Origin of the sequence: Anabaena sp. CCY 9910 (assembly GCF_963920875.1) — a bacterium.
Classification (GTDB): Bacteria; Cyanobacteriota; Cyanobacteriia; order Cyanobacteriales; family Nostocaceae; genus Trichormus; species Trichormus variabilis.
Window position 1 is genome coordinate 31,912 of the sequence record NZ_CAWUDJ010000044.1, and the last position, 23,629, is coordinate 55,540.

32 protein-coding genes and 1 pseudogene are annotated in these 23,629 nt (G+C 42.0%); 14 read left to right on the plus strand and 19 right to left on the minus strand.

Annotated features, from left to right (window positions below; all coding sequences use genetic code 11):
- Positions 1-7: 7 nt before the first annotated feature.
- The 4 genes from ACM5QX_RS24075 to ACM5QX_RS24090 all read right to left on the minus strand — a co-directional run bounded on the left by ACM5QX_RS24075 (position 8) and on the right by ACM5QX_RS24090 (position 4,047).
- Entirely contained in the window at positions 8-1,081 is a 1,074-nt protein-coding gene (locus ACM5QX_RS24075) for a hypothetical protein (RefSeq protein WP_414755849.1), read from the minus strand.
- 16 nt (positions 1,082-1,097) lie between these two features.
- Positions 1,098-1,931 (minus strand): hypothetical protein, encoded by an 834-nt coding sequence (locus tag ACM5QX_RS24080; RefSeq protein ID WP_414755850.1) that lies wholly within the window; start codon positions 1,929-1,931, stop codon positions 1,098-1,100.
- Between the two features lie 33 nt (positions 1,932-1,964).
- Positions 1,965-3,539 (minus strand): hypothetical protein, encoded by a 1,575-nt coding sequence (locus tag ACM5QX_RS24085; protein ID WP_414755851.1) that lies wholly within the window; start codon positions 3,537-3,539, stop codon positions 1,965-1,967.
- A gap of 175 nt (positions 3,540-3,714) precedes the next feature.
- Positions 3,715-4,047 (minus strand): helix-turn-helix domain-containing protein, encoded by a 333-nt coding sequence (locus ACM5QX_RS24090; RefSeq protein WP_414755852.1) that lies wholly within the window; start codon positions 4,045-4,047, stop codon positions 3,715-3,717.
- Positions 4,048-4,530: 483 nt separating this feature from the next.
- Here ACM5QX_RS24090 and ACM5QX_RS24095 point away from each other — a divergent pair, with 483 nt between their 5' ends.
- The 9 genes from ACM5QX_RS24095 to ACM5QX_RS24135 all read left to right on the plus strand — a co-directional run bounded on the left by ACM5QX_RS24095 (position 4,531) and on the right by ACM5QX_RS24135 (position 8,985).
- Positions 4,531-5,193, plus strand: a complete 663-nt coding sequence (locus ACM5QX_RS24095) for a hypothetical protein (protein WP_414755853.1) — start codon at positions 4,531-4,533, stop codon at positions 5,191-5,193.
- Between the two features lie 78 nt (positions 5,194-5,271).
- On the plus strand, positions 5,272-5,658 hold the full coding sequence (locus tag ACM5QX_RS24100; RefSeq protein WP_414755854.1) for a hypothetical protein: 387 nt from the start codon (positions 5,272-5,274) through the stop codon (positions 5,656-5,658).
- Positions 5,651-5,848 (plus strand): hypothetical protein, encoded by a 198-nt coding sequence (locus ACM5QX_RS24105; protein ID WP_414755855.1) that lies wholly within the window; start codon positions 5,651-5,653, stop codon positions 5,846-5,848. Before ACM5QX_RS24100 ends, ACM5QX_RS24105 begins: the two co-directional genes overlap by 8 nt.
- A 22-nt stretch (positions 5,849-5,870) precedes the next feature.
- Positions 5,871-6,065, plus strand: coding sequence for a hypothetical protein (locus tag ACM5QX_RS24110; protein ID WP_414755856.1), 195 nt, complete (start codon positions 5,871-5,873; stop codon positions 6,063-6,065).
- 140 nt (positions 6,066-6,205) lie between these two features.
- Positions 6,206-7,021 (plus strand): hypothetical protein, encoded by an 816-nt coding sequence (locus tag ACM5QX_RS24115; protein ID WP_414755857.1) that lies wholly within the window; start codon positions 6,206-6,208, stop codon positions 7,019-7,021.
- 90 nt (positions 7,022-7,111) lie between these two features.
- Complete coding sequence (locus tag ACM5QX_RS24120) at positions 7,112-7,327, plus strand: hypothetical protein (RefSeq protein ID WP_414755858.1); 216 nt, start codon at positions 7,112-7,114, stop codon at positions 7,325-7,327.
- On the plus strand, positions 7,324-7,578 hold the full coding sequence (locus ACM5QX_RS24125; protein ID WP_414755859.1) for a hypothetical protein: 255 nt from the start codon (positions 7,324-7,326) through the stop codon (positions 7,576-7,578). Before ACM5QX_RS24120 ends, ACM5QX_RS24125 begins: the two co-directional genes overlap by 4 nt.
- Positions 7,575-8,033, plus strand: a complete 459-nt coding sequence (locus tag ACM5QX_RS24130; protein ID WP_414755860.1) for a DUF1392 domain-containing protein — start codon at positions 7,575-7,577, stop codon at positions 8,031-8,033. Before ACM5QX_RS24125 ends, ACM5QX_RS24130 begins: the two co-directional genes overlap by 4 nt.
- Before the next feature lie 58 nt (positions 8,034-8,091).
- A complete protein-coding gene (locus tag ACM5QX_RS24135; RefSeq protein WP_414755861.1) occupies positions 8,092-8,985 on the plus strand; it encodes a hypothetical protein in 894 nt (297 codons plus the stop codon).
- Between the two features lie 11 nt (positions 8,986-8,996).
- Here ACM5QX_RS24135 and ACM5QX_RS24140 read toward each other — a convergent pair whose 3' ends face one another.
- Positions 8,997-10,262 (minus strand): RNA-guided endonuclease InsQ/TnpB family protein, encoded by a 1,266-nt coding sequence (locus tag ACM5QX_RS24140; protein WP_414755862.1) that lies wholly within the window; start codon positions 10,260-10,262, stop codon positions 8,997-8,999.
- Between the two features lie 50 nt (positions 10,263-10,312).
- On the opposite strand from ACM5QX_RS24140, the pseudogene tnpA reads away from it, so the two are divergent.
- Positions 10,313-10,743 (plus strand): annotated as a pseudogene (gene tnpA / locus ACM5QX_RS24145) (IS200/IS605 family transposase).
- A 106-nt stretch (positions 10,744-10,849) separates the two neighbouring features.
- On the opposite strand, the gene ACM5QX_RS24150 reads toward tnpA, so the two are convergent.
- The 5 genes from ACM5QX_RS24150 to ACM5QX_RS24170 all read right to left on the minus strand — a co-directional run bounded on the left by ACM5QX_RS24150 (position 10,850) and on the right by ACM5QX_RS24170 (position 14,503).
- The gene (locus ACM5QX_RS24150) at positions 10,850-11,437 is read right to left on the minus strand and encodes a PEP-CTERM sorting domain-containing protein (RefSeq protein WP_414755863.1); all 588 of its coding nucleotides are present in this window, start codon (positions 11,435-11,437) and stop codon (positions 10,850-10,852) included.
- A gap of 96 nt (positions 11,438-11,533) precedes the next feature.
- Positions 11,534-11,878: a hypothetical protein gene (locus ACM5QX_RS24155; RefSeq protein ID WP_414755864.1), complete on the minus strand. Its 345-nt coding sequence runs from the start codon at positions 11,876-11,878 to the stop codon at positions 11,534-11,536.
- 308 nt (positions 11,879-12,186) lie between these two features.
- Positions 12,187-13,071, minus strand: coding sequence for a DUF4351 domain-containing protein (locus ACM5QX_RS24160; RefSeq protein ID WP_414755865.1), 885 nt, complete (start codon positions 13,069-13,071; stop codon positions 12,187-12,189).
- Positions 13,072-13,307: 236 nt separating this feature from the next.
- Positions 13,308-13,514 carry a type II toxin-antitoxin system RelE/ParE family toxin gene (locus tag ACM5QX_RS24165; RefSeq protein ID WP_414755866.1) on the minus strand — a complete coding sequence of 69 codons (207 nt, stop codon included), beginning with the start codon at positions 13,512-13,514 and terminating at the stop codon, positions 13,308-13,310.
- 92 nt (positions 13,515-13,606) lie between these two features.
- Positions 13,607-14,503, minus strand: coding sequence for a LysR family transcriptional regulator (locus ACM5QX_RS24170; RefSeq protein WP_414755867.1), 897 nt, complete (start codon positions 14,501-14,503; stop codon positions 13,607-13,609).
- Between the two features lie 105 nt (positions 14,504-14,608).
- On the opposite strand from ACM5QX_RS24170, the gene ilvD reads away from it, so the two are divergent.
- Positions 14,609-16,297 carry a dihydroxy-acid dehydratase gene (ilvD, locus tag ACM5QX_RS24175; protein WP_414755868.1) on the plus strand — a complete coding sequence of 563 codons (1,689 nt, stop codon included), beginning with the start codon at positions 14,609-14,611 and terminating at the stop codon, positions 16,295-16,297.
- 85 nt (positions 16,298-16,382) lie between these two features.
- Here ilvD and ACM5QX_RS24180 read toward each other — a convergent pair whose 3' ends face one another.
- The gene (locus ACM5QX_RS24180; protein WP_414755869.1) at positions 16,383-17,336 is read right to left on the minus strand and encodes a Rieske 2Fe-2S domain-containing protein; all 954 of its coding nucleotides are present in this window, start codon (positions 17,334-17,336) and stop codon (positions 16,383-16,385) included.
- A 169-nt stretch (positions 17,337-17,505) separates the two neighbouring features.
- Between ACM5QX_RS24180 and ACM5QX_RS24185 the strand changes: the two genes are divergently transcribed.
- The gene (locus ACM5QX_RS24185; RefSeq protein WP_414755870.1) at positions 17,506-18,273 is read left to right on the plus strand and encodes a TetR/AcrR family transcriptional regulator; all 768 of its coding nucleotides are present in this window, start codon (positions 17,506-17,508) and stop codon (positions 18,271-18,273) included.
- A 37-nt stretch (positions 18,274-18,310) separates the two neighbouring features.
- On the opposite strand, the gene ACM5QX_RS24190 is transcribed toward ACM5QX_RS24185, so the two are convergent.
- From ACM5QX_RS24190 to ACM5QX_RS24205, 4 genes are all read right to left on the minus strand, one after another.
- On the minus strand, positions 18,311-18,955 hold the full coding sequence (locus ACM5QX_RS24190; RefSeq protein WP_414755871.1) for a uridine kinase family protein: 645 nt from the start codon (positions 18,953-18,955) through the stop codon (positions 18,311-18,313).
- Positions 18,952-19,503 (minus strand): DUF1349 domain-containing protein, encoded by a 552-nt coding sequence (locus tag ACM5QX_RS24195; protein WP_414755872.1) that lies wholly within the window; start codon positions 19,501-19,503, stop codon positions 18,952-18,954. Before ACM5QX_RS24195 ends, ACM5QX_RS24190 begins: the two co-directional genes overlap by 4 nt.
- A gap of 124 nt (positions 19,504-19,627) precedes the next feature.
- A complete protein-coding gene (locus ACM5QX_RS24200) occupies positions 19,628-20,101 on the minus strand; it encodes a DMT family transporter (protein ID WP_414755873.1) in 474 nt (157 codons plus the stop codon).
- Between the two features lie 19 nt (positions 20,102-20,120).
- Positions 20,121-20,612 (minus strand): DMT family transporter, encoded by a 492-nt coding sequence (locus ACM5QX_RS24205; RefSeq protein WP_414755874.1) that lies wholly within the window; start codon positions 20,610-20,612, stop codon positions 20,121-20,123.
- 111 nt (positions 20,613-20,723) lie between these two features.
- Between ACM5QX_RS24205 and ACM5QX_RS24210 the strand changes: the two genes are divergently transcribed.
- Positions 20,724-21,233, plus strand: coding sequence for a MarR family winged helix-turn-helix transcriptional regulator (locus ACM5QX_RS24210; protein ID WP_414755875.1), 510 nt, complete (start codon positions 20,724-20,726; stop codon positions 21,231-21,233).
- On the opposite strand, the gene ACM5QX_RS24215 is transcribed toward ACM5QX_RS24210, so the two are convergent.
- The 4 genes from ACM5QX_RS24215 to ACM5QX_RS24230 form a co-directional block, all read right to left on the minus strand.
- Positions 21,230-21,358, minus strand: coding sequence for a hypothetical protein (locus tag ACM5QX_RS24215; RefSeq protein ID WP_414755876.1), 129 nt, complete (start codon positions 21,356-21,358; stop codon positions 21,230-21,232). The two genes, ACM5QX_RS24210 and ACM5QX_RS24215, sit on opposite strands and share 4 nt — an antisense overlap.
- A 196-nt stretch (positions 21,359-21,554) precedes the next feature.
- Complete coding sequence (locus tag ACM5QX_RS24220; RefSeq protein WP_011316356.1) at positions 21,555-21,746, minus strand: hypothetical protein; 192 nt, start codon at positions 21,744-21,746, stop codon at positions 21,555-21,557.
- 273 nt (positions 21,747-22,019) lie between these two features.
- The gene (locus tag ACM5QX_RS24225) at positions 22,020-22,199 is read right to left on the minus strand and encodes a hypothetical protein (RefSeq protein WP_414755877.1); all 180 of its coding nucleotides are present in this window, start codon (positions 22,197-22,199) and stop codon (positions 22,020-22,022) included.
- Entirely contained in the window at positions 22,200-22,439 is a 240-nt protein-coding gene (locus ACM5QX_RS24230; RefSeq protein ID WP_414755878.1) for a ribbon-helix-helix protein, CopG family, read from the minus strand.
- Between the two features lie 34 nt (positions 22,440-22,473).
- Between ACM5QX_RS24230 and ACM5QX_RS24235 the strand changes: the two genes are divergently transcribed.
- Complete coding sequence (locus ACM5QX_RS24235; RefSeq protein WP_414755879.1) at positions 22,474-23,595, plus strand: RNA-guided endonuclease InsQ/TnpB family protein; 1,122 nt, start codon at positions 22,474-22,476, stop codon at positions 23,593-23,595.
- Positions 23,596-23,629 lie beyond the last annotated feature (34 nt).

Consider the following 23,629-nt stretch of genomic DNA (forward strand, 5'->3'; position numbering starts at 1 on the left):
AATAAAGCTACTCTCTTATCGGAAACCGCCGCATCATCTCGCTCAACGCCACAGCCTCCCCATCCGGTGTATACACGACCTCACCCAACATCGCAATCACAATCCGCTTCTGCCTCGCCCACTCAAACCAAGCGATCGCAACCGACTTAGCCTGCTGTGCTTCCGGCTTCCGACCCTCCCTGCAAGCAGCTACAAACACAGCCTCCGGTGACTTGATACCCTTCCAAGTCCGCACAGCCTCCTTGAGATAAGCGATCGCACCCGGTACATTCTCCCAGTACCGCCTAACAGTGCGCTGAATCTCTCCGTTTAACCGAAACTGTGGTGTACAAGGAATTTCCCTCAACTGCTGCAAAACATCCTGAACCTCCTGCTGACTAGGCTGTACTGACTTTTCTTGTGGCTGGGTGTAATCATCATCACCAGAGTCTTCGTTATGAAAACCTGACACGGCGGCGGAAGAATGGCCATCATGAGTATCTATCTCGCTAGTCGAGTTAACCTGTTCTATCTCTTCAACAAAGCGAGGGATTTGGGGTAACTCTGGTTCTGGGGCTTGGTAAATCACTTCCTGGTCGCATTTCAAAATCTCCGGTTTCACTTCCTCACTTTTTTCAAGCTCAACAGCACTGTGTTGTTGTGAAGCGAAGTCTTTAAGAGGGAAGTCTTTGTTATGATCTGCTGGGAGTGAGCAGATCGATAGTTCCAAATTGCTCACATCGATTTGCTGATTTTGACAAATGCGATGCCACAAGGCTTGTACGTTCTCGACGTTAACCGTGAACCAGTTGGCTTGATACCAAGTTTTCTCACTGTGACGACAGACATCAATCAACTTAAAATTATCCCTTAAGTTAGCGATCGCTCGTCTAATTGCAGAAGGCTTGAGAAACGGTAGAGTTTCGCCCCAGTCTTTGAGTGTCTTCCAAAACCACCGCCGCCCATCACGCTTGATGTGCTTAGATATTTGGCAAAAGTAATGGATCTGCTGGAGTATTACTGCTTCTTCTAAACCAATCTCTGCGGCCAGTAACGGCGGAACCAACAGAGGGGATTCTGGTGTGATTAATTTACTAGTCATATATTTTACTCAATATTTAAAATGGCATATTTTCTTGGTCTTCTTCTGGAGCTTGTGACCAAAATTCTCTGAGTGCCTGGAGTTTTGCGGCTTGCAACCGTTGTTTTTCTTCAGGCGATACTTCACTGACTAATTGCGCTACTTCATCCGTCTGGTTTTGCTTCATCTGCTCGGTACTAATGGCGGGGAGTGCCTTGGGTTTCTCCTGTCCTTGCGCTGAGGGACGGAAACCACGACGACGGAACAGAAAGCGGAAATGGCGTTTGTCTTGTGGGGGTAACTGGTTCCATACTTCGGCATCCCAACCAGGGGGCATGAAGTCAGCTGACGGGGGCAGCAGGGTTTGGACTTGGGTTTGTAACTGGGCGAAATTTTGTTGTAAATCCTGAATTTGTTGTTGTAACTGAGGAATTAGCTTGACTGATTCTTTTGCAATGGTTTCGCATTGCAGAAAGTATTTGCGGATCTGTCTACCTTGTTCACTCTTAGACAGCATCCCCATTTCTTTAAAACATTCAATTGTCAAATAAATCTTTTCTACTGGTCTACCTGCTTTTGAATTTTCCACATTAATGTGGAAAATATCATGTGGTAAGGCTTCGGACGATTCATCAGGAAGTTGTACGAAATAATCGAAGTTTTGTTCAAAGTATCCCGTCAGCATTCGCTTGGCACTATCCTTTCGGCTATACCCCAGCACTGACCAAGCCCAATCACAATCTATAATCTGGTTGCTGTTGTGCAACTTCTCGGCAAGTTCAAGCGTAAATTCTGATGTCATAAAATTCTTATTGGTGAAAGTGGATATTTGACGCATGAAAATATCGGCAGCAGTTGAGCCATGCCGCATTCGGTTGTTTGGGTTATCTAGTAACTGCTAGTCCTACAATTGCCGTAATTCGTCTTTGAAATATCGGTCTGTCTTCTTGCCTCTATCTCGCCAATGCTCCCAGGCGACCCAAACCTCGTCACCCAAATCTTCTATAACTTCTCCGGTTGCTATGTATAAGGCGCAATACGGGTCTTTGTAGGCAACGATAGAACCGACTTCTATAGTTTTGGGTAGTGTGGACTTCTCCAGTGCAGTAATTAACTCTGTCTCTTGTGGGGTTAACTCTCCCAGGTAATCTTGTTTGATAACCTCATACTCTTGCGCCACACTCAAATAGTCAGTCCATGTACACCCAGGCTTGGACAGCACAGCCCGAATATCACTCACGGCTTGAGGTAGCAGTTGTAATTGTTCTGCCCGATATGCGATCGCGCTTGGTGTTGGCTCACTGCCCAAAAGCAAAGCCGCCGCTTGTAGAGCTTGGGTGTTGTTCATTGCTGTAGCCAGATTACCCAATGCTATACCCATGAGGCGTAAACACTCCTGAGCATTTTCCTTTGGTGGTTCTTCTGCAAGCGATCGCAAGTCGATTGTTTTATCCAGCGATCGCAATACTTCCTTGTTTAAAACTTTGGTTGCCTGCTTGGTCAGAGTATTTCCCCATTCTTGAGTAGGTCGTTGTTGTACAGCATTCTCTAGCTCTTGAATACGCTGTTTTAACTGCTGGTTCTCAGATTCCAACTGCCTGAGCGCTTCTATCTCGTCTAGCTGTTGCTGTAACTGGATGTTCTGCTCTTTCTGCTGTTGAAATAACTGTTGTAGTGAGGTTATTTGTTCTTGTACCCGTTCTTCGGCTCTAGCATTGGCTTCGGAGACTAACCCAATCCTTAACTCCTGCTCTAGCCGTTCCAATTCCTGCTGGTGCTGTTGTTTAATTGCGGCGATGGCTTCGGTGTATTTTGGGGGATATTGACGCTCCGAAGCAATTGACTCTATTTCGTCATTACTTAAGTTAGTCAAATCAGCATTATTTACTAACAGTTTCTCGCCATCAGCAAAAGTTACAATTTGCTGGGTTAGGTTCGGTGCGTCTGCTTCGATGGTTCCCTTATCGCCACATCTGGGGTGTGATGGTGAAGTAACTTTGACAAAGTTCGTTTTGGGAACCACTGGTTCCTGTGATGGTGCTTTTTGGCGTGGCAGACGAGGAACCACTTTTTGAGCCGCCGCCGCAAAGTCCGATTCACTTGGGGAGGGGTTTTCTTGTACTGCGATCGCTACAGCTTGTTTTAGTTTCTCTGGTTCCCCCACAAGTCGCAGTAACGGACGGGCTTGACGCTCATTCTTGATGTGCTGTCCCAGTTCTCCAACTGTGTCGATAACTCTCTTCGCCCCCAACAGTTGGTTGATTCGTCGTAAGCCACCCCAGGCGGATAGTTCACACTGGCAGTATTCTCGAAAAGTGGTGTACCCTGCTTCAAAGTAAAGTTCTTCATCCCGCATTTGCAGAACTTCATTCACAGCTTGCCACTCGAAGCGGTCAATAGAGGTAAAAGTTTCTTTGATGCTGGAGTTGAGAAGGCTGTAATTAGGGTTTGATGTTTCTTCACGTTCTAGTGTCAGCATATTTTTTGCCCACTATTGGTAAATGCTGAAAACGGTTCCAGGCGCAATTTGCCAAAGTGAACACCTATGCTGATCTGGTGGGTTACACCCTAAATGTGTCAGCATTATAATTAGCTCACTTTGTGGTTAACGGATTGAGCAGGCGATCGCACTTGCTGGCCGGCGGGCGATCGCTTTATGCTGCTATATCCTCTGTTTGAGATTTTTCAACCTTAGATTTTAAATATTCTCTGACAGGAATAGGTTTAGGTTTGTTTGGCTTATCTCCTGTGTTTGTGCTGAGAGTATCATCATCTGGAATAAAGACTATTAAATCTCCTGGCTGGCATTCAAGCGCAATGCAAAGGCCATTAAGTCTTTCCGCAGTTAATCGAGGCATTTCATCGGTTCGCCTCAATCGATGAACGGAATTTTCGTCAATTCCTAAAGCTGCGGCTAAATCTTTATTCCTGATTCGCTTCTTTGCCATTATTTCGTTTAACCTCCAAGCAATCATTCGCTTGCCCATATAACACCTCCATTAGTTTAATCTCCACGTTGCATAGATAAATCGGCTTTTGAAATCTAGTTACTATACAATACCACATATGTATAAAACTACGTTTATTTGAAAATAAACTACTTCTCAAGTAGTAAAAACTATTTTAAATGCTTGACTTTATCCTACGGCTGACGTAGGATAATAATTACGACAGAGGATAAGCGTGCAATGCCTCTGTCGCCAACAAAGACCGCACTCATGACAGAACCTTGAAAACTAAGTGCCATTAAGACATTAGACCAGCCAGAAGTAATCTACAGTAAACTTCTGCATCAACGTGTCTGTGTCTTGATAATAATCAAGTGCCACTGGTTTTGAGTTTCAATAAATGGCTACGCCAAAGCTTTGTGAGTGCGTTGTGGCTTCCCCACAACGTTTAAAAAACAAAGGCGACCGCTTGCCCTGAGAAAGTTTGCGATCGCCTTCTACCCTTTAGTAAGGATCTTCATTATGGCTTATACCGCACATAGACTGCAACCCGTCAGCGAACAAACCCTAGCTCAAGCTGAACTACAGCAGCACATCAACCAGCAAGCCCAAGCTGTAGCACCGGAACTGTTGACATCAAGCGAAATCGACTTCTACGAGCATGAATTGTACATAGGTGAAAGACTGGTTGCTCGGATTGTTTACGATGAGGCAGATTTTGTCACCCAACGCTGGGTTGTGATGGTGAACAATGCCGAAGTATTCCGCCGCAGTTGGTGGCAAAAGTGCTTTGATGATACCCAATGGCATTACTCACGCGGAACACTCCCAGTACAAGAACCAGAAGCACCCGCCGCTACAACGAGCAATGAAATCATGGCGCAGATTTTCGATGCTTGTGAGCAACACGGGTTAGAACTGCTCGATGATGGGATTTATACCCGTGATGGCGAAAAGTTAGGCGAAGTCGGCTTTACTAATGGCAACTGGTGGGTCATCCGCACTTCTTCAGTTGGGCAGCAGAAGGCGGGGTGTGAGTCGGCGATCGCTCTTGTGCGCTCACTGTTGCAAGTTGAGGTTGTCGATTGGGACGAACTTTTAGATAAACCATTCGACCAACTCAGTGCAGAAGAATGGTTGCTGATGATGGAATCTGAGCCAGTACAGGAATTAGTTGCGGCTTAAAGGAAATAAGTGGGCAGTATTGCAGTATTGCCCACTAAGTTAAATGAAGCTGAACCGGATTCAATATAACCCTTCGTTTTGGAATCGTCTTTAGCAGATTTTTCTCAAAAGTTTACCAATCGCTTCACCCATCGATTCATCATGCAACCTACGATATTACTCCCCAAACACTGGGATTATCCTCGCTTTATCTTTGGTCAACGAACACAGCAGGGAGTCATTCTCGGACTCGAATATTATCCTGCTGATACTCAGTTGGCTTATCAATACAGTCACGGATGGCGTTACGCTTTGATGCCGAATAAGCAGTCTGAAGACATATTCCACTACCAAGAATCGCAACTTAAGCCATTTTCAACTCAAGAATTACTTGCACAGATTACAGCAGAACTCGAACAACACCAACAGCAAATCATGATTCTGCAACAGCAATTAGCAGCAGTTACAGGAGGCAACAATGGCTAGACCAAAAAAGCGTGGTAACGATTTGACTGCTGCAAATTTGTTGCATTCACTCCGTTGTCGTGGAGGTTCTGCACCCTTGCATTCGCTCGGCTTTTCAACAGGGATTATTCAGTCTTTGTTAGATAAGAATTTGGTGCAAGTTCAGAATACTGGTTGCGGTTTTCTATTGAAACTTACCGAAGAAAAATAATCAACGCAGAAAGGAAGTTTTCATGAAAGTTAAGTTACTTGATTTAATCGGTGTTACTCAATATCTGCTATCCCAAATTGAGAAACATCCTGATTTTCTCAAACTGGAATACTACCCTGATTTAACAATTGGTGATGCTCAAACTGCACTGTCTTGTATCAAAGATGAGCTAGAGAACCAGCAACAGTTATCTGCTGCATCAAAGGAAACGAATTAGGAAAAAGCGTAGACGCAAAGCGGCTTGTCGCAGACATCGCCTGAATGAGTGCTATTTTCCACGCGATTGCCAATCTATATAAGTAGCATCTTCCGCAAGATTTTTATTATTGCACGCTGCAAAAAGCTTTGAGGTTAAGAATGAATAACGAAATTAAGTTAGGGTTTTGTAACCCTCCCGAACCAATTTACTTATACGTAAAAAATGGGGAATTAAACGGTGAATCTTATCTGTGGTATTTCCACGACATTGATAGAGATAAAACAACACCTGTGCATCAAAAGGGTTTAACAGGTTACTTATCAGAACTGAGAATCACTGCAAAAGAATTTAAGGGCAAGGGCAATATGAAGTTAGATATTGTTATTGCCGCAGACGAAGTTTACATCATCCGCACTGGCATTGAAACCAACTTTGCCAAAACATTTTTACTCTCAGCATCTCAAGTTTATGACTTCTCGAAACCTCTAATTATTGCTGCTACAGCCGGAGATGAGAACGTTGTATTTTGCCGATTATATGATGCGGCTACCAAAGTTAGAATACGTCGTGAATGGAACCCTAATGCTGATTGGGCATCACTCATTGCTGAGATTCAATCACGGCTAGGGGGTATGTCTTCATCTGTTGGATTAGCACCAGAACAGCCGCCGCATCCTCAAGATTTGCGGGTGAAGTATATTCGCACTTTACTTAATTACCCGCTTGATTTGGTGAAGGAGTATTTGCAATTTCAAGATGCAACTACCCCAAGTCAATTACCTGTTAGTAAGGTGGATGCTCTCGTCAAAAATATGTGCCTTGCTTGGGCTGCTAACTATATTGAACATCCTAATCAAGCTGAAACTTCATATCAACAGCAAGTGGTTGATTTGGTTGCTAATGGGGATGATGAATTAACAGCAATTAATCAATGGATGCAGCAGATACAAGCGGCTAATACTGGATCTGCCTGAAATAGTAAGAGGGGAGAGTTAAGAATATTCCCCTCTTAACTCTTTTCCATACTTTTTAATTTTTATCCACTTCAATAATCAATATTTCCCATGAGATTCATCGTTACTGTAGTCGAGGAAATTACGAGTGAAGCTCACATTGATATCCCTGATGGGTTAACCCAAGAAGTAATAAAGCAGGAAATAGTCGCTAGATACAACACTGGTCAAATGCAGACTGACTTCAATATTGCTCAAGTCGATTTTGTATCCATCAACGCACGAATTTTAACAACTGAATCAAAAGAATCTGAAGCAAGTTTATGACTAAGAATTTTACTAATTCAGAAAACTGCAACTGTCACCAAATCGCCAGTATTCTTTCGCTGAATTTGTCTACTGTCCGGTTATGGATTAACCGAGGCTGGCTTAAGGCAAACAAGCGTTGTCCAAAGTATTACGAGATTAGCATTTCTCATCTCAAACAGTTTTTAGAAAATCCACCACATCAAATCAGAAAACGGATTGCATCTCTTGATTCCCAAACCATTAATTATTTGTTGAGTAAAAAAGTATGACAGAACAAATCACAGATTTAGAAAGATGCTGGTTTTTATCCCCACCGTGGGGTCATCAAATACCACCTGTAGAAGTCAACTTATTTGAAAAGGTCTATCTAAAGACCAACAGAACATTCGGCTACTGCTGTGGAGTGCAGTGGTATGGCGATTGCTGGAACTACATTATCGAGATCAAAAATGATTTCAACTATGCAACTAAACATCAAATTATTGCCACTGGTAATATACAACCCAGGATTTTGAAAAAACCTTCTTTCATGTTGGGAGAGCGTGTACTGTTGCAATTTAGCGATCGCGGCACAAAACAACGGTTAATTCTGGGGATTGAGTTAATTGAAAAGTCCTGGTTTTATCTGGTGGAGTTGGCATCACCTACTTTTGAACAACCACTCATTACAACTAATCGCTTTTCATTGGTACGAGAAGAAGACTTGGTACGGGTGAAGGTCTGAATTTCTCCACCAGCCTCAACAACTTTTCAATCGTTAGCACAATCACACAACTAAATTTATGTCACAAATTGAAATTGTACAAATCATTGAACAGATAAAACAAGAGATTGAAGTTGACGCAGATGGTCGGGGTAAAGCCAGTATGAAAGCTACTGCACGATTAGCTGGAGTTAGTGACAAGGCTATCGGTAAAGCATTAGAAAGCGCGAACCTAGAACCATCTAAATTAGCTCTAATGCTTATGGAGCAAGGATTCGATGCGGCGAACCTAAATTCTTGGCGTACTAATGGTATTCCAGATATAGCGATCGCTATTGTCCTCGATTATTACGGTTATGAAGCCGGGCGTTACTGCACTGTTCAAGCAAAGTTAATTTGCCGAGCATTCAAAACCATCGGTGTTCGCGCCTGGATGCAGGATATCACTGGCTGGACAAAAACACCCACTCAACAGCCAGAGCAACCGCCTGTCCCTGCTCTCCCTCCTGTAGAGCAACGATTGCATACTCTGGTTGAGGCCATGAAGACTTTGGCTGACCTCACTGGGGGAAAACTCAACCCATACATCGAGCAGCATTTCAAAGACTTCGCCGCTAACCTCTTAGCTGAACATAACAGACAAGCACTCTGTGGTACTCCAGAAAAATGGCTCGGCGTTGTAAACTTTGCCGAAATCGAGCTTGGCAAGAAAGTACCTCTGTCTGGCTCCCATTATCGGGGGCATTTAGGTACATGGATTCGCACATTTTACCCACAACTCGGCGACCGCCAGGAATATCGTTTGGTCAACGGAGTTCAGCAATCCGTATATATCTACGCTTGCCATGATCCAGTTGTTTTTGAAGGGCTGAAGGCGGCAGTTGAGGAGTTCTTTGCTCACCCGAACCCAACTGCTGCACTACGGCAGGCTGGCGCTTTCTCTAACAAAAAGCGAATGAAACTTGTTAATTGACACTCTCGCCGCTAACCGCAAAGCAGTGTAGCGGGAGATTCTTGCTTCTCAGAAACACGCTTTTTGGCACAAGTACCAACGAGTCTTACTGTTTCTCCGCAAGCTTGAATTTCTGCGTGTCCCGCAGTATTTGTTTCTAGTATTCTTATCCCTTCTGTCCTCAAGTTCCGTGAAGCATTTTCATCTCTGTCGTGGGTTGTTTGGCAACTTGGACAAATCCACTCACGGATACTTAAATTCAGCAAATTATTCTTATGACCGCAGCATGAACAAAGTTTTGAACTGGGAAAGAATCTGTCAACTTGAACAAATTTACCTCCTTCTCTTTCCAGTTTGTAGCTGATGAAATTAAGCAGCATACCAAAACCAGCATCATGTATTGACTTAGCTAATTTGGTACGTGCTAGACCTTTAACGCAAAGGTTCTCAGCTACTATGATTTGGTTATCATCAACTAACTTTCGTGAGAGTTTATGGAGAAAATCTTGTCTAGTGTTTGATATTTTTTCGTGAACTTTCGCAACTACTTTAATTGCTTTTCGTCTGTTGTTAGACCCCTTGACCTTACGAGATAAAGCTTTTTGTCTAATTCGCAGTCGTTTTGCATATTTTCTGGTGGGTTTGATTGGGTCAACCTTGTAACAAGTTTCACCATCAAACACAGTTATTAAACTGGTTAGTCCTAAATCAATTCCTGATATTTTGCCTTGCTTGTTGTTTGTTAAATCTTTGGCTTCAAATAAGAGTGCAGCAAAATATTTACCTGTACTTGTCTTGGAAACAGTTACAGATTTGATTTTGCTATTAATTTTTTTTGAAAGACTGACTTTAACAATCCCAAGCTTAGGTAGTTTTAAACCACTATCTTTAATCGAACAACTCTCAGGGAATCGGATGGACTGTTTAGAATGCTTGCTTTTGAATTTTGGAAATCCAGCACGTTTAGAGAAAAAGTTTTTAAACGCAGATTCCAAATTCTTGAGTGACTGTTGTAGAACGGCAGCAGTTGGTTCTTGCAACCATTCATAATCAGACAGTTTCTTCAACTGGGTAAGGTCTTTAGCCATCTGGCAGTAAGTCATACCTTTACCAGTTTCTTCATATTGAGTATTGGTTTTATTGAGGTAGAAATTCCAAACAAAGCGAGAACAACCAAAGCTTTTAGCTAAGGATATTTCTTGCTCTTTGTTTGGATAAATTCTGACCTTCAGTACGTCTAACATCAATATATTTTTGAGAAACTTATGAGGCAGTGTGGTCTTGGGGGTTTCCCCCATGAACAACTGCCGGTGGTAATATACTGCTTACCGCTAACTCTTGTCAATATATGTACCATCATGGTTTTAGGTCTGTTTACAGACTTAACGCTCATATCGTTTTAGTTGTGAAGTACCGCAGAAAAGCTATTAATGCAGAAATCCTAAACAGGTTGAAAGAAATAATCACAGATACCCTTAAAAAATGGGATTGTGAACTGTTAGAGTTTAACGGTGAACCAGATCATGTTCACATATTAATTGACTACAAACCAGATAAACCGCTATCAACATTGATTGGAAATATCAAAACAGTGAGTAGCAGGTTAATACGTAAAGAGTTCCCCTCGTTGGCTAAAAAATACTTCTACAACAAGCCTTACTTTTGGACTGGTGCGTATTTTGTGCGGAGCCGGAGACGCTCCGCCTCCGGGCTAGTTGTGGTGGTGTCACAGTTGAGCAATTAAAGAATTACCTTGAGAACCAAGAACAACCAAAATAATGATTCGCTGCGCTCAATTCTATACTGGTCGCAATTCATCATCCCGTTAAGCTTCGCTGTAACGGGAGTCCTCTTGCTCCATTAAGATAGAGCGGATAGAGGTAATTCATGCTTCCGATTTCGTCTGACTAGCTTTTTTAGAGACAGCGATTGCACCAACTCCAAATAATAGACCTAGTAGGGAACTGGGTTCTGGTACTGATGTAGATGAAGAACTCAGGGTAATATTGGCAGCAGAATCTTGATAGATGTATGTTCCTGCCCGTCCCACTTCACCCGTCAAGCTAATTTCAGAGCTTGAAGTTCTTTCTAAGGTATATCTAGGAGCATCAAAAGCAATGCCAAAATCAACCACTAAATTCCAATTCGACCTCGAATCAAGCTCAAAATCAACATCTGGGGTTAAATTACCGCCATTAGTAGATCCTCTCTTCAAATTCAGGTCTAGATTGTTAACGTTAAGCTCCCAATCGCTCAAAGTCCCGTCCTTTGAGTAAACCACGAATCCCGAATATTTACTCTCTTTTGGCAAAGAGTTCGTAAGGAATGGGCTAGTAGCATCAACTAAGGTAAAATTACCTGAAAATTCTTGTCTAGTTAGAATCGCTCCCAGCACGGGAGTAGCATGAAATACGCTTGCAACTACCAAACCAATCATGGCAACGCTAACTTTGGGGAGTCTAACTTGATTCATGGATTGGGTATACTATCTAAAATTGTTGAAGGTATGCTATCACACCCGTCAATGACCCGCCGCTAAATCTTTTTAGATTCTAGCGGCGGGAGGATGTCAAAGATTGATCGTCAGGATTTTTTTCTTGCTTTTTTTGTCGCTCAAAACGACTGTATTGTAGGGTAATGTATCCGTTCCCAGAGGAATTGGCAGCCTAAAACTGGGGCTTTTATGATCGAGTTCGCCTAAATCAATGCTTTTTCTTATATCACCATCTGTTGCAAGATTTGCGGTAAGTTCGCCTTTATAATCTTCAATTAAAAAGTCTCTAAAGAAAACAACTTCCCCAGCATCAGGATCTATACCAAGGATGACCGTACCGCTAAAAGTTGCGCCTTTTCGTTCTTCATCAACCGTTGCCATTGTGATTTCCGAAGGGTCTTGACCGGACATCTCTGCCATAAACTTTTTTCTCTTGCGAATTCTCAACAATTGAAAATGATTTTACAAGAGCGCTATGGGCGATCACAAAACTCTTAGGACGTATTTCTGCATCAGTCTTACAAATGTATAACCAAGTTACTTCTGGTTATACGCATAAGCGTCACCGCTTGGGTTTGGGGCTAGATCGCACTGGGTGAGCCTTTTCCCAAATTTAGGTGAACCGTTTTGGAATGGGTATTTGCGGCAGTGGCAAGTGTGATTGAACTTTGGGGACGGGTTGTAGGTCTGTGGGGTGCGATTGGCTGGCTGTAATTTATTTCACTTTGTTATCCGGCTTGCTGATTTAGCCAAGCTTCTAAATCTGCGACAACGGAAAAATCTAATAACGCCTCTCCTAAAAAAGACAACTGCTCAATAGATAGTCCTCGAATTCGTTGAATCAACGACGCATCAATTTCCCCAAAACGACGATTTAGTTGACGTATAATTAAATCCTGTTGTCCTTCTTCTTTAGCTCTTTCACGGTCTTGCTGATAAAGTGGTTCTAATCGCATAATTAACTCCCTATCATCCGATTCTAAATTTTGATTGATCCTTAAATTTTCACGCAGGTTGTAAACTAATTCTAGCGTCGCTTCCTTATATGGGTGATTCAATGGTAAGTTTGATAACTCCACAATCGCCTGTGACTGCACACTTCCCCTGCCGAGAATTCTCAACCACAACGTTTCTGGTGTTTGCGGTAGTTGATGTATGGCTACAATTGCTGTCCGTAAAGCATCACCTAAAAAGTATACTCCTGGCAACCAACCCTCTTTCTGATTAACGTTAAAGCTCGATAGTATTGTTGGGGATGCAGTTGGAGTCAAAACCCATAGTTTAGGAATATTTGATTCCTGGAGTTTGGTTTTATTCGCTTTAGCATCTCTCCGCAATGCAGCTTTTACTTCTAATAATTTTTGAATACAATCGCAAATTTCATCACTAGAAGCTGCATTGCGAAATGGTTCTAATATTGCCGGAAATTCGGCAAATTTTCCCAGTAGCCCTAGCACTTCTAAATTAGAGTTTTGCTGTGCTAAAGGAGTAAATAGCACATCAATTTCTTTGATCTCTCCTGATATTTTTTCCGATGATTTTACTTCCCCGTATGATTTTAACAGTTCTTCCAGATAATCTTTAGCAAATTCGTCATGTACAAACCGAGTCATTCAATTTAGTTTACTTAGAGGATGCTTGAACTGATTAATAATATTTTATGCTTCATTGGTGATTGAACGGGTGGGATCTGGAGTGAAATCAGGCAAAAAGTCGTTCAGTACCCTCAGAAGTGACGAGCGTTGGGGCGTGATGATGGCGATTGATGAGCAAGAGCCGCAGATGCTTGAGCAGTTGGTGGCACAGGCTCCCGGTTGGGTCGAGTGGATGGGGTGAGTTTTGGGTTAGCTTAAAGCTCTTCATCCAATTCACTAAGTATATTTGCTAAATCCCTTGCTCCATGAAATACCCGAAGAATTTCAATCGTAGTATTTTGAATACGATAAAAAACTAAAATTCCGGGAAGATATAATCCAGCCGCTACCCCAAGACTTGGAACTGGTACTAACAGTAACAGAGCTAGTATCGCTTTTCTATTTGAGATGGCTTTGAACATACAAAAACTTGGGAATATTTACCCGTTTTAGCTGTCATTAGCGGCTAATTACTATATGTAATATACTACAAAATATAGAGGCGATCGCCTTTTTAACTAATTAATTCACCACAGACACTTCTGACAATTTGTAGAAACTCTCGTAAAACAGGTGTCATATCCTCTTGTCGCCACACTACAGCCGTTTCTACTAATGGTGTTTTTTCATCTAAAGTGCGATAAACTACACCAGCCCTTTGAAGATTTTGCAAAGAAGATGGTACGATCGCAATCCCCATTCCCCCTGACACTAGCCCAATAATTGTCTGCATTTGGATTGCTTCTATCGTCACTTTTGGGCTGAAATTTCCTTGCTGACAAAGACTCAGGATTTGATCGTAAAGTCCAGGGCCCAAATAGCGGGGGAACATAATAAAATTTTCGTCTTTTAGCTCGCGCACTGAAATATTTTCTTGTCTAGCTAAGAAATGAGTTACGAGCATTGCTACAATTAGTCCTTCTTGATGAATACATTCTTGATTGAAAGTGTTGTCTTCTAAAGGTGGATGGGCAAAACCTACATGGATGCGGCGATCAAATAGCGCTTGTTCTTGCTGAGTTGTCGTTAATTCCTGCAACACTAACTCCACCTCTAGAAACTGCTCTCGAAATTGCCGCAAAATCACAGGCAGCAAATCGTAAGTTACCAAGCTGGTGAAACCTACTCGTAGTTGTCCCTTCTCACCCCTACCTGTCCGTTGAGTCAGATCAATTGCCTTGGACAGTTGAGCGAACAATTGATAAGCTTCTTGCAAAAATACTTGTCCCGCTTCCGTTAGCTGTACCTGTCGTTTAGTTTTGCGTTGAAAAAGTTCTACTCCTAGTTCTGTTTCTAGCTGCTGAATTTGCTGGCTTAAGGGTGGTTGAGCGATGTGAAGTCGCTCTGCGGCTTTACTAAAGTGTAGTTCCTCGGCTACAGCAATGAAGTAACGCAGGTGTCGTAGTTCCATAGTTTTGATATTTTATAAGTCTCAAATATTCATAAATATATATTGGACATATCAAAAATTGCTACCTATCATACTCATACAGGCAAGTCAGAGGATGATGTAACTATGTCGGAGAATTTGAGAAGCCAAATTGTGACGCAAGGGGTGCAGCGATCACCTAATCGAGCTATGCTGCGTGCAGTTGGTTTTAAAGATGAAGATTTCAATAAAGCCATTGTGGGTATTGCTAATGGTTACAGCACTATCACGCCCTGCAATATGGGAATAAATCAACTAGCGCTCAGAGCAGAGGCTGGGATTAAAACCGCCGGAGCGATGCCGCAAATGTTTGGCACAATTACCATCAGCGATGGGATTTCGATGGGAACTGAAGGGATGAAATATTCCCTAGTGTCGCGGGAAGTCATTGCTGATTCCATTGAAACCGCCTGTACTGGACAAAGTATGGATGGTGTACTAGCCATTGGCGGTTGTGATAAAAATATGCCAGGAGCAATGCTAGCGATCGCGCGGATGAATATCCCTGCAATATTCGTTTACGGTGGCACAATTAAACCTGGTCACTATAACGGACGCGATTTAACTGTTGTCAGTTCTTTTGAAGCTGTTGGTCAATACAGTGCTGGAAAAATTGACGACAAGGAATTATTAGAAGTCGAAAGTCATGCTTGTTCTGGTGCGGGTTCCTGCGGGGGAATGTTCACGGCTAACACTATGTCTTCAGCATTTGAAGCACTGGGGATGAGTTTACCCTATTCTTCGACAATGGCAGCCGAAGATGCCGAAAAAGCCGATAGCACGGAAAAATCAGCATTTGTATTAGTCGAAGCCATTCGTAAACAAATCTTACCCAGCCAAATTATCACCTGCAAATCTATAGAGAATGCCATCTCTGTGATTATGGCGGTGGGTGGTTCGACCAATGCAGTGTTGCATTTTTTAGCGATCGCCCACGCTGCTAATGTAGAGTTAACTCTGGATGACTTTGAAACTATCCGCGCCCGTGTTCCCGTTTTGTGTGATTTAAAACCTAGTGGTAAGTATGTCGCTACCGATTTGCACAAAGCTGGTGGCATTCCCCAAGTCATGAAGATGCTACTCGTGCATAACTTGTTACATGGTGATTGCCTGACCATCACTGGTCAAACAATTGCAGAGATATTAGCAGACATACCCGAAGAACCATCTGTTAATCAAGATGTAATTCGGACTTGGAATAACCCGATGTATCCCCAAGGACACTTAGCCATCCTCAGAGGTAATCTGGCAACAGAAGGTGCTGTCGCTAAAATTACTGGCGTGAAAAAACCAGTAATTACCGGAACTGCAAGGGTATTTGAATCAGAAGAAGCTTCTTTAGATGCAATTTTGGCGGGTAAAATTCAAGCTGGTGATATTTTGGTTATCCGCTACGAAGGGCCCAAGGGTGGCCCTGGAATGCGAGAAATGTTGGCTCCCACTTCGGCAATTATTGGTGCTGGCTTGGGTGATGCGGTGGGATTAATTACCGATGGGCGCTTTTCTGGCGGTACTTACGGTATGGTAGTTGGTCATGTTGCTCCAGAAGCAGCAGTGGGTGGTGCAATCGCTCTTGTAGAAGAAGGCGATAGTATTACCATTGATGCACCTGCACGTCTCTTGCAGTTGAACATATCTGATCATGAATTAGCTCGTCGTCGTGCTAATTGGCAACCTCCTGTACCACGTTACACTAAAGGCGTGTTGGCAAAATATGCCAAATTGGTATCTTCTAGCAGTATCGGTGCTGTGACAGATTTGGATTTGATCGAATGATATATAGGAGACATCCCCAGAAATTAGCTTTGACATCCTCCTCAGCCTGAAGGCGTGAGCATTCCAATCTAGTCAATTGCGCGAATTACCATTCACGATATAGCTTTTGGGCAAGAAACATAATTTCTTCATTAGGAAGGCGAATCTTGGCTGGCTGGCGAGGATAAGAAGTTTCAATGGAGCGTGTATCTTGCTCTACTACTGTTGCCACTGCACTTAACACAAAGCGCCCCAGTAGTAGTTTCAAAATGGGGTGTTTAGGTTTACTGTAGACTAAAACGAAGGTTTTAGTTTGGGTTGCAGTTTCTGGATACAACACATGAACTTGCAAAACTTCTCCAATGGGAAAATCTGCTCGAAAAGTTGTTAGTGAGGGAAAAGCATATTCTAATGTTCCGGTGTAAGTCTTAGGTGCAGTGAGGATAACAGGATTGCCGAGGATATCATTCCAAGTACTGTCGTCACGATCTAGTTCTTGCACAACTTTTGCCCAATATCCGTCATGCTCAAATACGGGAATGCGATTGGCTTTAATGCCAAATAATTCCCGGTGTGTGCCACTTTGATGGTTGTAGTCATAATTGATTGATATACTATCCAAAAAAGTACCGTGAATACTTTTTTCTCCTGCAACGCCTAAAAAGCTCATACCTGCGCTGACTTTGGGGATAAGATCCGGAATCGGAATTTTGGGAGTATAGCCGCCGTATGTCCAAATACAATCGTCTTTAATCACGATTTCGAGAGGAGTGAGCAGAGGTTGACTACCCACCTTACCGCAATTGTGCAGTCTTCCCTGCCCATCAAACTCTAGTGCATGGAAAGGACAGGCAATCACATCTGTCTGTTGACAAATCCAGCCATCTGATAACGGTGCTTGCATATGAGGACAAATGTTATCAAGGGCAAACACTTCTCCTTGTTGATTTTGCCACAGTACATAGTCATGGTCATTGAGCGTGATTTTATAAGGTTGGTTAATGCCCAACATGGAACGATGAGCAATTAACCAAGGTGCGCCCAGCAGAATCGGTTCCATAAAAGTCTCCCAAAGTATTGGTTTTAAGGTATGTGTGATGAAGGCAATAACTTAATGATCAGTCAAGGTATCGGCTCAGCGATCGCCATCGTTAGAGTAAAATTGTGACAAAAGTTTCATCTTTAAAACTAAAAATACGACATATTATTCATTTTTGTCAACTCGGAACGTGATCAAACCAGAACCTACCCAAATGCGCCGTCAACCCCAACAAAAACGTAGTCAACAACGAGTAGAGAAAATTCTTCGAGCAGCAGCAGAAGTTTTTGTTGAAGTAGGATATGAAGCTGCAACTACCCATGTGATAGCTGCAAAAGCTGAAACGGCGATTGGTTCTCTATATCAGTTTTTCCCTGATAAACTGGCAATTTTTCATGCTCTGGAAGCTCGTCACATGGAACAGGTGACAGCTATTCATGCCAAGCTGATGCAGTCAGCAGACGAGCAAAAGTCATTATCAGAGTTTATTGAGCGCGTGGTGAATACCTATGCTGAATATTTTGCAGATCCCATGCCGCGTGTTGTGTACATCCAGTATTTCGTTGCACCAGAGTTGTTTAAACTATTTAACGAAACCTTTAATGCGTCGTTGATACAAGAATTTGCTGGCTTATTCCGCAGGTGGAATCCAGACTTAGCTGTGGAAAAAAGCGAACTGTTAGCAGAAACGGTTCATATATGTTACAACGCTTTACTACTAAATGCTTTACGCAAAGATAAGCATCAAAGACAAGCTCATTATGCAGAAATTAAAGATTTATTAGTAGCATATTTGACACCTTATGCACAGGAAGCCCCGCAACAAGTAATGAAAGTAATGATATGTCCTTTCTGTCATTCATCTCGTTTATCTAAAAATGGGCATCGTTATGGGAAACAACGCTATCTTTGCAAAGACTGCGGTAAACAGTTCTTGGAAAAACTTATGCAGGAATAGAGGTTTAGAACCAACATTCCCAAATTCAGTTCCTCTGTTAAAACACAAATTCAACAAACTTGAAATCATTAATATAAATCGCGTCTGTACTTGATTTGGGGTTGTCAATTGCCAAATGAGTCTTTTGGGCAGGAAAATAAATCTTTTGGTAATCCTCAATTATCTGTTCTAATGAAATGCCTTCTTGGTTTCGCTGGATTGCTCTTTCCAAAGCAGTTTCAAATGAACAATCAATCCAAATCTTAAAATCATAGAAATGGTGGAGCGATCTCTTTAGCAAAAATATTCCTTCAAGAACAATTACATCCACGTTAAAAAATTGATAATAATAGGTTTGCGGTATACCTGTAATTCCTGTTAAAACCGTCGTTAAATTAATCATACGCTGATTTTTTAACGGCAGGATCAATTGCTGGAATAGAGCATCAAAGTTAAAAGCATGATGGTAAAAATGCGTTACTGGATTCTCAGAATTAAATCGCTCAGTCGGGAGCTTATGCCAAGCATCTAAATTAATGGAAACAGCATAAACACTTTGCTCATTGAGAGCAATTATTAATTTTTCAGTAATATAACCTTTGCCAGAACCATCAATACCACTGACAGCAACTAAAAAACCTCTATCTACTGACAATTCTGATTGCTTTTTGATGATAGAATCAGCTAAATCTTGAATATTCATGATAATTTTTCACCTTTTTTTGTTAATTGATAATCCTCAAAAATTACCTCATATCCATTTCCTTGTGGTGATGCACACATGATTCCGACTTGAATGTCTAGCACGACTGGAAAATAAGCCATTCTAAATGGAACATAGCGAGAATATTCATCTAAATAAGCAATATGAATTGCCTCTTGGCATCGCTCAACCCGTAGCTGAAAAATGTTAGGAGGATTTAACAGAGGTGTGAATGACCAATCTGAATAGTTGTGAGTGACAACAGCACTCAGATTTTGTACTCCATCTACATACTCAATCCCAGTTTTGATCCAATGTTGCTCGTCAGCACGAATCATAATTCCTGCTTGGTCGTATAAGTCTTTATAGTTTCCTTTTATCTTGACATCGACAACGAAATCTGTACTCACTCGGTCAAAATAGAAATGTCCGCTATCACGAATAAAACCATAGTGAGTCCTACGCCAAAAATCGGTTTTTGGGGCTGTTGTAACTATGATTCGCTGATCCGAATGCGACCAATTAGAAGGTTTATTAAGCCATTCCATATTTTTTATTGCAATTTTAGATGTAAGGGAATAGAGGGAGAAACTATGTTCCTGTGTGGTTGTGAAATATCATTGTGAGTAAACGATTGAAAAAAATACCAGTTGTTCAACCTTATTTAAGGTACTACTTGAAGTTTTGACCTGAATAGTTTTTGTCCAATTGATTAATTGCGATCGCTACTACTAATGTGACGATTCCTAATATCTTGGGTGTGGTAATCGGATATTTAATAGCACCGAACCATCCCAACTGATCAATTACCAGTGACATAAACATCTGGCTAAAGACGACAACTAAAGTAGTTGTAGTTAAACCCAATTTAGGAACTATTAATGTACTTAAGGTTACGAAGATTGCACCTAGCAAGCCGCCTAAAAATGCCCACCAAGGAGTAATAAAAAGTAAGTCAAGCTTGTAGAGTGGGAAAATACCTAGTGCTAGGAGCAATGTAAGGATACTAAACCCAACTACGAAATTAGTTGTTGCTGCTGCTATTGGGGAGCGGAGTATTGTTTTTAATTGAGCATTGACAGCTGAGCTAATTGTTGAGAAGCCACCAGCCGAGCCAGCACCAAGCAATGCTAAGAAGATTTCCATAAGATGATACTCAAAAGTATTAGGTTGGTAGCGAAAGTAAAAAAATTGCCACAATTAACAGTCCCATCACTAGGCGACGATTAGCTGTCAGGCGACGGCGGTTAACTCCCAACCAGCCAAAATGGTCAGTCACTAAGCCAGCGATCGCTTGTCCACAAATAATTAACCCCTGAGTTAAGGTAGTCCCCAAAATAGAGGTGAAATAAGCACTGGAGGTAATATACCAAACTCCAAATAAACCACCCATTAGACTCCATCGAGGAGCTTTGGCTAAAGCAGACCAATCTGGATGACCAAACCAACCTGTGCATAACAAACTAATCAATGCAATTGAGCCGACAAGGTAAGAAATATCTGCGGCTAGGGGTACAGAATTGAGCGATCTCGCTAATTGAGCATTGAGATTGCTTTGAATCGGCAAGATAGCACCGTTCAGCAATGCTAGTAGAACATACAAGTAGCTTTGACCATTAGGGACAGACCCCCGGAGAACTAGACGTATGGGTGTCATGGCTGTTGTTTTATGAGGAGAATAGAGGATGCTTGTAAATATATCTTGATATCAAGATACTTAAGATAAAGATAAAAGTCAAGAATCTCGATGTCAAGATAAAATGGCAATATGAACAAAGATCGAATTGACATCATTCTTGAGGAATGGCAACAGGAGTTGCCGCAGTTGGATACCTCAGCAGTAAGCATAATTGGGCGGGTACTGCGAATTGCCCGTCTTTTGGAAAAGCACCGAGAAAGTATACTGGTTGAGTATGGCTTGAACGTGTGGTCATTTGATGTGTTAGCCACACTGCGACGACAGGGACAACCTTTTCAATTGAAACCTACTGAACTCTATAGTTTGCTTATGCTGTCTTCAGGCGCAATGACAAACCGGATTGACCGCCTAGAACAAGATGGCATAGTCACGCGTGTTCGTGATGCAGAGGATCGTCGTAGCGTTATGGTGCAACTGACCCCCAAAGGAATAAAGCTTGCGGATACTGTGATGCCTATTTTGTTTAAGAAAGAGAAACAGATGTTATCTCAATTCACAGCTGATGAATTGCAACTATCCATCCCCATGCTGCGTAAGCTACTTATGTTACTTGAACAAGATGCGAAATCAGTATCTTAAGTCAATCGGATTTTAGGGGATATTGCTTGGTCATAACGATTGAATCGTTCCCCGAAGTGGCGATTGCCACTTCGCTGTAATAATTCGATGCTCGCTTTTTCCCGGTTTTTTGCTGATTGCGCCACTGCTCGATGGTCTCTTCATTCACAAGCGAAAGTTATACTGCCTAGTTGCTTGAGGGCAGCATCATAAGCGTTCCCATTTTTAACTTTGTACTGGGCTTTCGTCTTCATATGCCGGGCGCTTGCGGCGAGCTAACATCGGCGATAGGTAAAATTTACCATTTTGCCTATTCACGCAACAACGCCCAATATTTCTCGATTAAACATCAATATTTATCTGTTCTATCTGTCTGGCTGCTTTGTCCCAAAGCTTGGCAGAATTTTCATCTTGCCAGTGAGTTCTCAAATTTTCGGCTTTTTTATGACAAATTCGTTCTAACATCTCTAAAACTGCTGCCAATGTTAATTGGTCAACAACTGACTCTAAATAATCCATGTATTGTTTGGTCATAGTCACCTTCGTCAATTACCTATAATTACGCCCATCAATTGGAGGTTTGAATTGTTGATTCTGCTATTTTATTTTTACCTTAGCTTAACCAAAAGCTTTGTACATTACTACTTTGGGATTCTTTATACAAAGAGCTTAGAGTTTTGAAATCATTGGCTCTTTTGTTAATTCTTTGATAAATCTCTTATGTGGATTGCCAGTATTTTTTTGTGCAAACAGGTCAAATCTTATGCCCATTACTCATGTAACAGATAGAAAATGAGGTTAATGCAGTCAAAGAGTCACTCTCCAGCCTGACAAGTAACGAGCAATGGGGTGTAATGTTGGCAATTGAGGAAACACACCCACAGATGTTTGAGCAGTTGGGGGCATCTGCTCCCCATTGGGTGCAGTGGTTGGTGTGAGTTTTGGGTTTGGGGAAAGCTTACTAGCGAGGTTAATTTTCTCGCCCATCTAAATCTCCGGGGTACTCCCGCCACATCGGTACTCCGATTGGCGGTGATGGGGGATAGGAGGGCAATTACTAGGGTTCGATACCCTAGTAATTGCCAAATCATTGGTTTTTGATTTTTTTTTAAGACTACGAATAAATTCACGGATTACCTCTGTTTGAGTTCTATTTTGTTCTTGGCAGTATGTTTTTAATATTTCTAACTCTTGCTCTGGAAGTCTGATATCTATGCGAGTAGTCATATAAAAGTACGGAATAATGCTGTACAATAGTTATATGCTACTAACTTATCAGTTCAAACTCAACCCTACTGCCGAACAAGTTGTTATTCTTGAAACTTGGGGCGAGTTGCTGCGTCGTCATTGGAACTACGCACTAGGAGAAAGACTGGATTGGTTAAGACGTACAAGGTCACAAATTGACCGATGTAGCCTGGTTTGGGAGCCAATTGGGAAGATACCGGACAAACCTGATTACTATACACAAGCGTCAAATCTCAAACAAACTAAAGAGTTATTCCCCGACTACAAAAACATCTACGCTGACTGCCAACAACAAAATTTAATGCGATTGGACAAGGCGTGGAAAAAATGGCTAACACCTGACAAGAAAGGCAAAAGGGGAGGCAAACCACGATTTAAAAAGTGTGGTGATATATCTTCGTTTACTTTCCCGCGTGTTAACTCACCAAAAGCAGGCGCACATCTCACAGGTAATATTCTCCAATTATCCAAGATTGGTGAGATTGAAGTTATCTTGCATCGCCCAATTCCAGATGGCTTTGAGATTAAACAGGCGACGATTTTAAGCAAAGCAGATGGATGGTATTGTAGTTTTTCTTTAGAAGATAAAACCGTTCCTGATTCTTTATCTATTGATGAAATTAAGTCTGCCACAGGAATAGATGTAGGGTTAGAGAAATTTTTAACTACTGCTGATGGACAAAGTATTGAAGTTCCGCAGTATTACCGCAAGGCACAATCTAAATTAGCCCATCAGCAGCGTAAGCTTGCACGTAAAACCAAGGGGTCTAAAAATTACCAGAAGCAAGCTAAGAAGGTTGCGCTTACTCACCTGCAAGTTGCAAGACAAAGAAAAGAGTTTCATTATCAAGTTGCTCATTGGTTAGTTAATTCCTATGACTTAATCGTTTTTGAAAACTTGAACATTAAGGGACTAGCTAGGACACGACTAGCTAAGTCGATACTAGATGTTGCTTGGGGCGCATTCCTCCAAATCATGCAAGCAGTAGCGGTAAGACGCGGCAAGCATACGCGAGGAGTTGACCCCAGAGGAACAAGTATCAATTGTTCGAGTTGTGGTTCTAGTGTTGAGAAAACCTTGGCAATCCGTGTTCATAGTTGTTCTTGTGGATTGTTGACATACTCACCGACCTAAAGGTGCGGTGATTCTTGACGCTTCACCGGACTGT